The 8,473-nt window shown below is 69.9% G+C and carries 10 protein-coding genes; 8 read left to right on the top strand and 2 right to left on the bottom strand.

Translation table 11 applies throughout. The annotated features are described in order from the left end of the window. From KD1_RS05775 to KD1_RS05765, 3 genes are all read left to right on the top strand, one after another. The coding region (locus KD1_RS05775; RefSeq protein WP_169795346.1) for a thioesterase family protein at nt 1-472 on the top strand (472 nt) is incomplete at its 5' end. A gap of 28 nt (nt 473-500) precedes the next feature. After that, the gene (gene mftR, locus KD1_RS05770; protein WP_068398861.1) at nt 501-1,094 is read left to right on the top strand and encodes a mycofactocin system transcriptional regulator MftR; all 594 of its coding nucleotides are present in this window, start codon (nt 501-503) and stop codon (nt 1,092-1,094) included. Between the two features lie 93 nt (nt 1,095-1,187). After that, nucleotides 1,188-2,006: a crotonase/enoyl-CoA hydratase family protein gene (locus tag KD1_RS05765; RefSeq protein ID WP_068398858.1), complete on the top strand. Its 819-nt coding sequence runs from the start codon at nt 1,188-1,190 to the stop codon at nt 2,004-2,006. 10 nt (nt 2,007-2,016) lie between these two features. Here KD1_RS05765 and KD1_RS05760 read toward each other — a convergent pair whose 3' ends face one another. Beyond that, complete coding sequence (locus KD1_RS05760; RefSeq protein ID WP_217995804.1) at nt 2,017-2,688, bottom strand: TetR/AcrR family transcriptional regulator; 672 nt, start codon at nt 2,686-2,688, stop codon at nt 2,017-2,019. A gap of 112 nt (nt 2,689-2,800) precedes the next feature. On the opposite strand from KD1_RS05760, the gene KD1_RS05755 reads away from it, so the two are divergent. The 3 genes from KD1_RS05755 (at nt 2,801) to KD1_RS05745 (ending at nt 6,532) form a co-directional block, all read left to right on the top strand. Next, nucleotides 2,801-3,559 (top strand): 3-hydroxyacyl-CoA dehydrogenase, encoded by a 759-nt coding sequence (locus KD1_RS05755; protein WP_068398852.1) that lies wholly within the window; start codon nt 2,801-2,803, stop codon nt 3,557-3,559. Between the two features lie 42 nt (nt 3,560-3,601). Continuing rightward, nucleotides 3,602-4,777, top strand: coding sequence for a thiolase family protein (locus KD1_RS05750; RefSeq protein ID WP_068398849.1), 1,176 nt, complete (start codon nt 3,602-3,604; stop codon nt 4,775-4,777). Nucleotides 4,778-4,954: 177 nt separating this feature from the next. After that, nucleotides 4,955-6,532 carry a long-chain-fatty-acid--CoA ligase gene (locus KD1_RS05745; RefSeq protein ID WP_068398846.1) on the top strand — a complete coding sequence of 526 codons (1,578 nt, stop codon included), beginning with the start codon at nt 4,955-4,957 and terminating at the stop codon, nt 6,530-6,532. Between the two features lie 62 nt (nt 6,533-6,594). On the opposite strand, the gene KD1_RS05740 is transcribed toward KD1_RS05745, so the two are convergent. Next, a complete protein-coding gene (locus KD1_RS05740) occupies nt 6,595-7,041 on the bottom strand; it encodes a MarR family winged helix-turn-helix transcriptional regulator (protein WP_068398843.1) in 447 nt (148 codons plus the stop codon). 85 nt (nt 7,042-7,126) lie between these two features. On the opposite strand from KD1_RS05740, the gene KD1_RS05735 reads away from it, so the two are divergent. After that, a complete protein-coding gene (locus KD1_RS05735) occupies nt 7,127-7,768 on the top strand; it encodes a mycothiol-dependent nitroreductase Rv2466c family protein (RefSeq protein ID WP_068398839.1) in 642 nt (213 codons plus the stop codon). Next, nucleotides 7,704-8,456 (top strand): maleylpyruvate isomerase family mycothiol-dependent enzyme, encoded by a 753-nt coding sequence (locus KD1_RS05730; protein ID WP_306307011.1) that lies wholly within the window; start codon nt 7,704-7,706, stop codon nt 8,454-8,456. The genes KD1_RS05735 and KD1_RS05730 overlap by 65 nt, the downstream gene beginning before the upstream one ends. The last annotated feature ends 17 nt before the right edge of the window (nt 8,457-8,473 follow it).

The following is an 8,473-nucleotide window of genomic DNA, read 5'->3' as shown; positions in this document are numbered from 1 at the left end:
ACTCGGCCTGCCCGCCGAGGCGGCCGGCGCGGCCCCGTCGGCGCCCGGCGCGGGTGAGATTCACGACGCTCCGCCGGCCTGGGGACGGGGGTACATGGACTCGGTCGACTGGCGCTGGCTCACGGGCTCGATCCGGGAGCTCGGCCCGGCCGTGTGCTGGGTGCGCCCCCGTCCGGAGTTGCTCCCCGGTGTGCCGCTCTCGCCGCGCGCGCGACTCATGACCGCCGTCGACTCGTCCTCGGGGGTCAGCGCCGCGCTCGACATCGCGCACTGGGACTTCCTCAACACCGATCTGACCGTGCACCTCCTGCGCGAACCCGTGGGCGAGTGGATCTGCCTCGACGCGCAGACCTCGGTCGCCGGCGGAGCCGTGGGGGTCGCCTCGGCGCGGATCTTCGACGAGCACGGTCTGGTCGCGACCACAGCGCAGTCCCTGCTCATCAACCAGCGCGAGTCGGAGCGCCGTCACTGAGCCGAACCGCGGTTGGTACGTTCGACGGGTGAGACCGTCCCCGAGTGGCAGGCCCCCGGCCACCAGCCACGCCGCCATCGAGGAGGCGGCGTTCGCCCTCTTCGAGGAGAAGGGGTTCGACGCGACGACGTTGGACGACATCGCGCAGTCGGTCGGGGTGGGGCGGCGAACCCTGTTTCGCTATTACCCGTCGAAGAACGACATCCTCTGGGGGCAGTTCGACGCCGGCTTGGCGGGATTCGAGGACCATCTGGCCGCCGCGCCGGCCGATGCCGACGTCGGCACGGCGATCCGTGATGCCGTCGTCGCGTTCAACTCGTACCCGCCCCAGGTGCAGGCGGCGCACCGCCGGCGGATCCGGCTGCTGCTCGAGACTCCGGCGCTGCTCGGCCATTCGGAGCTCCGCTACACCGCGTGGCGTGACGTGATCGCCCGGTTCGTCGCGGCGCGACTGCAGGTCGAGGTGCGCTCGCAGGTCGCGACCGTCGCCGGGCGGGTCGCGTTGGCGTTGGCGATCTCGGCGTACGAGGTGTGGCTGGCCGATGAGAGCGCGGTCCTGACCGAGGTCATCGGCGCGTGTTTTGACGAGAGCGCGCGGTTGTTCGCAGGCCTTCGGGTTTGACCACCCAAATCGAAACTGCCTAGTTTTACGGTCATTCGACATCAGGATCAGGCGGACTCAGTCGTTCGCCGCAACGCCCATGGAGGCACACCCATGACCACCACGCCGGACCAGGCCCAGATCACCACCGACGAGCCCGCCGCGCTGGCCACGATCGAGGACGGCATCGGGATCATCACGCTCAACCGACCGAAGGCCATGAACGCGGTCAACGCCGCGCTGTCCACGGCGGTCGGCTCGGCCCTGGCGGCGTTCGACGCCGACCCCGAGGTGCGCGCCATCATCGTCACCGGCAGCGGACGCGCGTTCTGCGCCGGCGCCGACCTCAAGGAGATCGGCGCGGGTCGTGACGTGGGCGCCGCCGGCCACCCGGAGTGGGGCTTCGCCGGTCTGGTCAATCACGCCGTGCGCACCCCCGTGATCGCCGCGGTGAACGGCATCGCGCTGGGCGGCGGGTCGGAGATCGTGCTCGCCTGCGACCTGGTCGTCCTCGCCGACACCGCCTCGCTCGGCCTGCCCGAGGTCAAGCGCGGGCTCATCGCGGCCGCGGGCGGGGTCATCCGGCTCCCCCGCCAGATGCCGCAGAAGGTGGCCATGGAGTACGCACTGACCGGCGATCCGATCCCGGCGGCGGAGGCGTTGCGCTGGGGTTTGGCGACCTCTTTGGCTCCGGTCGAGGACGTGCTCGACGCCGCGAAGGCCTTGGCCCGACGGATCACCGTGAACGCACCTCTCGCGGTCGCCGCGAGCAAGGCGATCGTGCGCGCCGCCAGCGACGAGGGCAGCCCGTACGACGAGAGCGTGTGGGCCCTGTCGCGTTCGCTGCAGGCCGAGGTGTTCGCCAGCGAGGACGCCAAGGAGGGCCCGAAGGCGTTCGCGGAGAAGCGTCAGCCCGTCTGGACCGGTCGCTGACCCGGGCGCGTCAGAGGTCCCGGTACTCCACGGCCGCCAAGGCGATCCGCTCGTAGTCGCGCGCGGTCTCCTCGGCGGTCCGTGGCCCGTCCGGGCGGAACCAGCCGGTGATCCCCTGGGTCATCGACAGGATGGCGCGCACGCAGTTGCGCGCAGCGGGTGTCGCAAACAAGCCCTGCGCCACACCGTCCTCGACGATCTCGTGCAGGCGCGACTCGATGGAGTCTCGATGCGCGGCGTAGCGCGCGAGATTCTCCTCGGTGAGCGAACGGCGCTCCGAATCGAGGATCGCGAGATCGCGGTGGTGGGCGGAGTAGAGCGCCACCGCCTTGACCAGCGCCTGCAGGCGGCTGACGGGGTCCGTGCCGGCCGCCGCCAGGGCGCGTTCGACGTAGGAGATGGCCAGCGCCACACTGCTGTCGAGGAGGGCGACGAGCATGGCCTGCTTGTTCTCGTAGTGGTAGTACAGCGCCGGCACGGTCACGCCCACCTCACGGGCGATCATCCGCACGCTGGTGGCGTGATACCCATGCAGGGCGATGTGGTGCAGGGCCGCCGTCAGGATCGGGTCCAGCTGGGCCGCCTCCGGCTCGAGCGTCCCGGCCATCGCCACCGGCGCCTGCGCGGTGTCCGCTTCGCCGGCCGCTGTGGGCACCGAGTCGGTACGCGTGTCGTTCGTCATGGTCGGGACTCTCTGAGGTGGGGACTTCGGGACAGTGCTTTACTACTGACTTAGCGATCGATAATCTCATGTGAGCACCCTGCTCACAATCATCTGAAGGGAATCATCTGCCATGGAGATCACCGGCCTCACCGCTCTCGTCACCGGAGGCGCCTCCGGTCTGGGCCTCGCCACCGTTCGTCGTCTGGCCGCCGACGGCGCCCGCGTCGTCGCCATCGACCTGCCGTCGGCCGACACCACCGCCCTGAAGGAGATCGGCGAGTCCGTCGAGTTCGTCGGCGCCGACGTCACCGACGAGGTCGCGGTGCAGGCCGCCGTCGACCAGGCCAACAACGCCGGGAAGCTCTCCGTCGTCGTCAACTGCGCCGGCATCGGCAACGGCATCAAGACGACCGGCAAGAACGGCGCGTTCCCCCTGGACGCCTTCACCAAGATCATCCAGGTCAACCTCATCGGCACCTTCAACGTCATCCGCCTCGCCGCGACCGCGATGGCCGCCAACCAGGTCGACGGTGAGGAGCGCGGTGTCATCGTCAACACCGCCTCCGTCGCGGCGTTCGAGGGCCAGATCGGCCAGGCCGCGTACTCGGCCTCCAAGGGCGGCGTCGTCGGCATGACCCTGCCGATCGCCCGCGACCTGGCGAGCCTGCACATCCGCGTCGTGACCATTGCTCCGGGCCTGTTCCTCACCCCGCTGCTGGGTTCGCTGCCGGAGGACGTGCAGACCTCCCTCGGCAAGCAGGTGCCGCACCCGAGCCGCCTGGGCCAGCCGTCCGAGTACGCGGACCTCGTGGCCGCAATCGTCGGCAACCCGATGCTCAACGGCGAGGTCATCCGCCTCGACGGCGCCATCCGCATGGCCCCCCGCTGACCCCTCCACCTCCACCCTTTCATTGACCAGAAAGAGCTGATCATGACCAACGCTGTCATCGTGGACATCGTCCGCACCGCCTCCGGCAAGGGCAAGCCCGGTGGCGCGCTCTCCGGCGTGCACCCGGCCACCCTCCTGGCCACCACCCTCACCGCGCTCGTGCAGCGCACCGGCGTCGACCCGGCCCTGATCGACGACGTCGTCGCCGGCTGTGTCGCCCAGGTCAAGGACCAGGCCCTCAACATCGCGCGCACCTCCGCGCTCGTCGCCGGCTTCCCCGTCTCGGTTCCGGGCACCTCCCTGGACCGCCAGTGCGGTTCGAGCCAGCAGGCGCTGCACTTCGCCGCCCAGGGTGTCATGGCCGGCGCCTACGACATCGCGATCGCCTGTGGTGTCGAGTCGATGAGCCGCGTGCCGATGGGCTCGTCGAACGCCGGCGGCGACCCGCACGGCCCGCTCGCCGAGCGCTTCCCGAGCCTGCCGCACCAGGGCATCGGAGCCGAGCTCATCGCCTCGCGCTGGGGCTTCTCGCGTGAGGAGCTCGACGAGTTCTCCGCCACGTCCCACGAGCGTGCGGCGAAGGCTGCGGCCAACGGCGAGTTCGACAACGAGATCGTCCCGGTCGACCTCGGCGAGGGCAACACCCACACCGTCGACGAGACCGTGCGCGCCTCCACCACGGCGGAGGGTCTGGCCGGCCTGCCCTCGGCCTTCCAGAACGACACGTTCGCGCAGCGCTACCCGGAGATCAACTGGGTCATCACGCCGGGCAACTCCTCGCCGCTGACCGACGGGGCTTCCGCCGCGCTGATCATGAGCGAGGAGAAGGCTGCCGCCCTGGGCCTGACCCCGCGGGCGCGCGTCCACTCCTTCGCGGTGGCCGGTTCCGACCCGGAGATCATGCTGACCGGCCCGATCCCGGCGACGCACAAGATCCTCGAGCGCTCCGGCCTGTCGATCGAGGACATCGACGCGTACGAGGTCAACGAGGCGTTCGCCCCGGTGCCGCTGGCCTGGGCCAAGGAATTCAACGCCGACCTGGCCAAGCTCAACCCGCGCGGCGGTGCCATCGCCCTGGGTCACCCGCTCGGTGGCTCCGGCACGCGCCTGATGGCCACGATGGTCAACTACCTCGAGGCCACCGGCGGTCGCTACGGCCTCCAGACGATGTGCGAGGGCGGCGGCATGGCCAACGCCACCATCATCGAGCGCCTCTGACGCCAGTCCCCTCCCCCCGTTGAGTGATGGATGCGCGTGGGCTATCGACCCCGATAGCGCACGCGCATCCATCACTCGACGGGCACGTGCATGACCACCTGACTCAACGCACCTGACTCGCGACCCACCTGACTCAACGCACCTGACTCAACGCACCTGACTCAACGAGGAGCCGGCATGACGACCACTGAGCACCCCCACACCCGACCGACCTGGGTGGACCAGGTCGCCAAGCACGCGCGTTACCAACCCGACGCCCCGGCGTTCCGCTTCAAGGGCGCGACGACGACGTGGGCGCAGGCTCATGACCGCATCCGCCGAGTGGCCACCGCCCTGGCCGACGCCGGCGTGAGCGCGGGTGACCGCGTCCTGCTCCTGACGACGAACCGCCCCGAGTTCCTCGAGACCGTCGTCGCGACGAATCTCCTCGGCGCCATCGCCGTGCCGGTGAACTTCCGGTTGGCGCCCACGGAGGTGCAGTTCCTCGTCGGGGACTGCGACCCCACCGCCCTCGTGGTCGAAGAGGCCCTGGCCCCACTCGTCTCCGATCTGTTGGCCGACGAGACCACTGCGCGCCCGTGCTTCGTCGTCGGCGACCCGACCGCGGCGAGCCCGAACGCGACCGCCTACGAGACGGCCGCCACCGCCCCCGACCTGCACCCCGGCGGCCCGGCCCAGACCGACCTCAACACGTGTGCCCTGATCATGTACACGTCGGGCACGACCGGTCGACCCAAGGGCGCGATGCTCTCGTACGAGAACCTGTTGGCCCAAACCGTCACGCTCGTGCAGGCGTTCCGGCTGTTCGGTGACGATGAGATCGCCGCCGTGACCGCTCCCCTGTTCCACATCGGCGCCCTCGGAGCGGCGCTGCCGAACCTCATCCTCGGCTACACCTCGGTCATCACGCCGACCGGAGCGTTCGACCCGGAGGTCTTCCTCGACCTCATCGAGACCGAGCGCGTGACCAACGCCTTCCTCGTGCCCACGCAGTGGCAGATGGTTGCGGCGAGCCCGACGATCGCCAATCGCGACCTCAACCTGCGTTGCATCGCGTGGGGTGCGGCGCCGGCGACCCCGGCCATCCTGCGGGCCATGAACGAGGCCTTCCCGGGGGTGATGAACGTCTGCACCTTCGGCCAGACGGAGATGTCGCCGGTCACGACGATCCTGTCCGGCGAGCACGCCGTGGACAAGATCGGCTCGATCGGCCGGCCCGTCACGATGGTCGACGTCCGCGTGGTCGACGCGAACCTGGACGACGTCGCCCAGGGTGAGGTCGGCGAGATCATCTACCGCGGACCGCAGACGATGCTCGGCTACTGGGGTCTGCCCGAGCAGACGGCCGAGGCGTTCCGCGGCGGTTGGTTCCACTCCGGCGACCTCGTGCGCGTCGACGAGGACGGCTTCTACTACGTCGTCGACCGCCTCAAGGACATGATCATCTCCGGTGGCGAGAACATCTACTGCGCCGAGGTGGAGAGCGTCATCGCCGATCACCCGAAGGTGCTCGAGGTCGCCATCGTCGGAGCGCCGCACGACAAGTGGGGCGAGACGCCGATCGCCATGGTCGTGCCGCGCGACGCCAACGACGCTCCGACCAGCGAGGAGATCATCGCCTTCGCCGGTGAGCGCCTCGCGTCGTACAAGAAGCCGACGCAGGTGATGATCCTGAACGCCCTGCCGCGCAATGCCTCCGGCAAGGTGCTCAAGGCCCCGCTGCGCGAGCAGGCCCGCGAGACGGTCGACGCCTGACGCCCCCTCGCCCAGGGATGGATGCGCGTGGGCTATCGAGGTCGATAGCGCACGCGCATCCATCACTCCATCGGGGTGAAGTACGGATCGGTGATCTCCCGCAGCATCTCCAACGCCTCCCGCAGTTGCTTCATGCGCCGCGGTCCGAGGTGGGCGCTCCAGTCGGCCTCGATCTCGGCCTCCTGACGGCGCGCGTGCTCGATCGCCTCGAGCGTGCGCGCCGTCGGGCGGATCAGGGTCGCCCGCCCGTCGTCGAGGTCCGGGATCCGTTCGGCGTACCCCGCGCGCTCCAGCTTGGCGAGCAGCGCCGTGGCCGTCTGCTTCGACACCTGGGCCCGCGCGGCCAGGACTCCGATGCGAGTGCCCTCGACGTCGATGCCGGCCATGAGCCGCCCCTGGGCCAGCGTCACGTCGTCGAACCCCGCGGCCCGCAACGCCTCGACGATCCGGTCCTCGGCCGATCGCGCGGCAATCTGCATGAGGAGCGCCGTGGGGAGCCGCGGTGCCATGTCACACCCCTTGAATTAGTACGACTGCAGGACTATTTTTAGTCCTACGGATGAACTACTTCTCACCGTACCAAGGAGGGTGACGATGACGACACACATCCCGGTCGTCGACATCTGGTTCGATCCGGTCTGCCCGTACTCCTGGATCACCACGCGGTGGCTGCTCGAGGTGCGGGCGCGTCGCCCCATCGACCTGCGGTGGCATGTGATGAGCCTGGCGCTCAGCCACGAGAACGATCCCGACGACGACGCGCATGCGCACTATCTCCGGCAGGTCGGTGGGGTGGCCCGCGTGGCCTCGGCCGCGGCCGAGCAGGCCGGCGCCGAGGTTCTCGATGGCCTCTACACCGCCTACGGCACCCGGACCTTCCACACGTGGGGTCGCCCCGACCCGCAGGAGTGCCGAGCCGCGATGGTCGAGGCGCTCGCGGAAACCGGTCTCCCCGAGCACCTCATCGGGGCGTTCGACGATCCGGTCGACGACCCCGCGCTCCGTCTGAGCCATCAGCGCGCCGTCTCATCGGTCGGCGCCGAGGCAGCCGGCACGCCCATCATCCACCTCGACGGCGCCGCGTTCTTCGGCCCGGTGCTCAACTCCCTCCCACACGGCGAGGAGGCCGTGCGGATCTTCGAGGGCGTCAGGCTGTTGGCCGGCTTCCCCGATTTCTTCGAACTCAAGCGCACGCGGGAGCACCCACCGGTGGTCACCGCAGGAGGAACATCATGATGGACGACGACGCCTCTGGGCCGCGATCGACGACCAACGCCGGCGCACCGTCGACATGCTCTCCCGCCTCGACCCGACGCAGTGGCAGCACGCCTCGCTCTGCGACGGGTGGACCGTGCGGGACGTCGCGGCGCATCTGACGCTGCAGCAGCAACGCGTGCGCGACGTGGTCGGCTTCATGGTGCGTCACCCGTCGCTGCTGCGCAGTGCGGACCTCAACCGGACGATTCACGACTCCGCGGTGCGGCAAGCCGCGTTGCCGACGAAGGAGATCGTCGCCCGCATCCGCGCCGGCATCGGCTCGCGGCGCCACAACGCGTTCGTCACCTCGCGCGAGACCCTGACCGACATCCTCGTGCACGGTCAGGACATCGCCATCCCGCTCGGGCTGGACCTGGACATGCCGGTCGTCGCGACGGCAGAAGCGGCGAGTCGGGTCTGGGCGATACGCGGGACCCGGCTGGACGCGGTGTTCCGCAATCGGCCCATGGCCGGGTACCGCCTCACCGCCACCGACACGAACTGGAGCGTCGATGGGGGCCTTGGCCCGGAGGGGACCCCGGCGGTCGAGATCACCGGCCCCATCGGCGCGCTGCTGCTCCTGCTGACCGGGCGCGACGCGCGGGTGGGTGAATTGACCGGACCCGGCGTCACGACGCTCCGACCATCGGTGACCCACCGCCCCTGACCACCGGCCGCGCCCTA

This window comes from Kribbia dieselivorans NBRC 106261, assembly GCF_001552435.1.
Classification (GTDB): domain Bacteria; phylum Actinomycetota; class Actinomycetes; order Actinomycetales; family Dermatophilaceae; genus Kribbia; species Kribbia dieselivorans.
Note: the sequence above shows the minus strand (reverse complement) of the source record. Positions and strands in the feature narration are given on the sequence as shown.

Bases quoted from the DNA above. Each gene is read 5' to 3' on its own strand.
- KD1_RS05735 (WP_068398839.1), top strand. From the start codon at position 7,127: ATGACGACACACATCCCGGTCGTCGACATCTGGTTCGATCCGGTCTGC.
- KD1_RS05745 (WP_068398846.1), top strand. From the start codon at position 4,955: ATGACGACCACTGAGCACCCCCACACCCGACCGACCTGGGTGGACCAG.
- KD1_RS05750 (WP_068398849.1), top strand. From the start codon at position 3,602: ATGACCAACGCTGTCATCGTGGACATCGTCCGCACCGCCTCCGGCAAG.
- KD1_RS05765 (WP_068398858.1), top strand. From the start codon at position 1,188: ATGACCACCACGCCGGACCAGGCCCAGATCACCACCGACGAGCCCGCC.
- KD1_RS05760 (WP_217995804.1), bottom strand. From the start codon at position 2,688: ATGACGAACGACACGCGTACCGACTCGGTGCCCACAGCGGCCGGCGAA.
- KD1_RS05740 (WP_068398843.1), bottom strand. From the start codon at position 7,041: ATGGCACCGCGGCTCCCCACGGCGCTCCTCATGCAGATTGCCGCGCGA.
- KD1_RS05755 (WP_068398852.1), top strand. From the start codon at position 2,801: ATGGAGATCACCGGCCTCACCGCTCTCGTCACCGGAGGCGCCTCCGGT.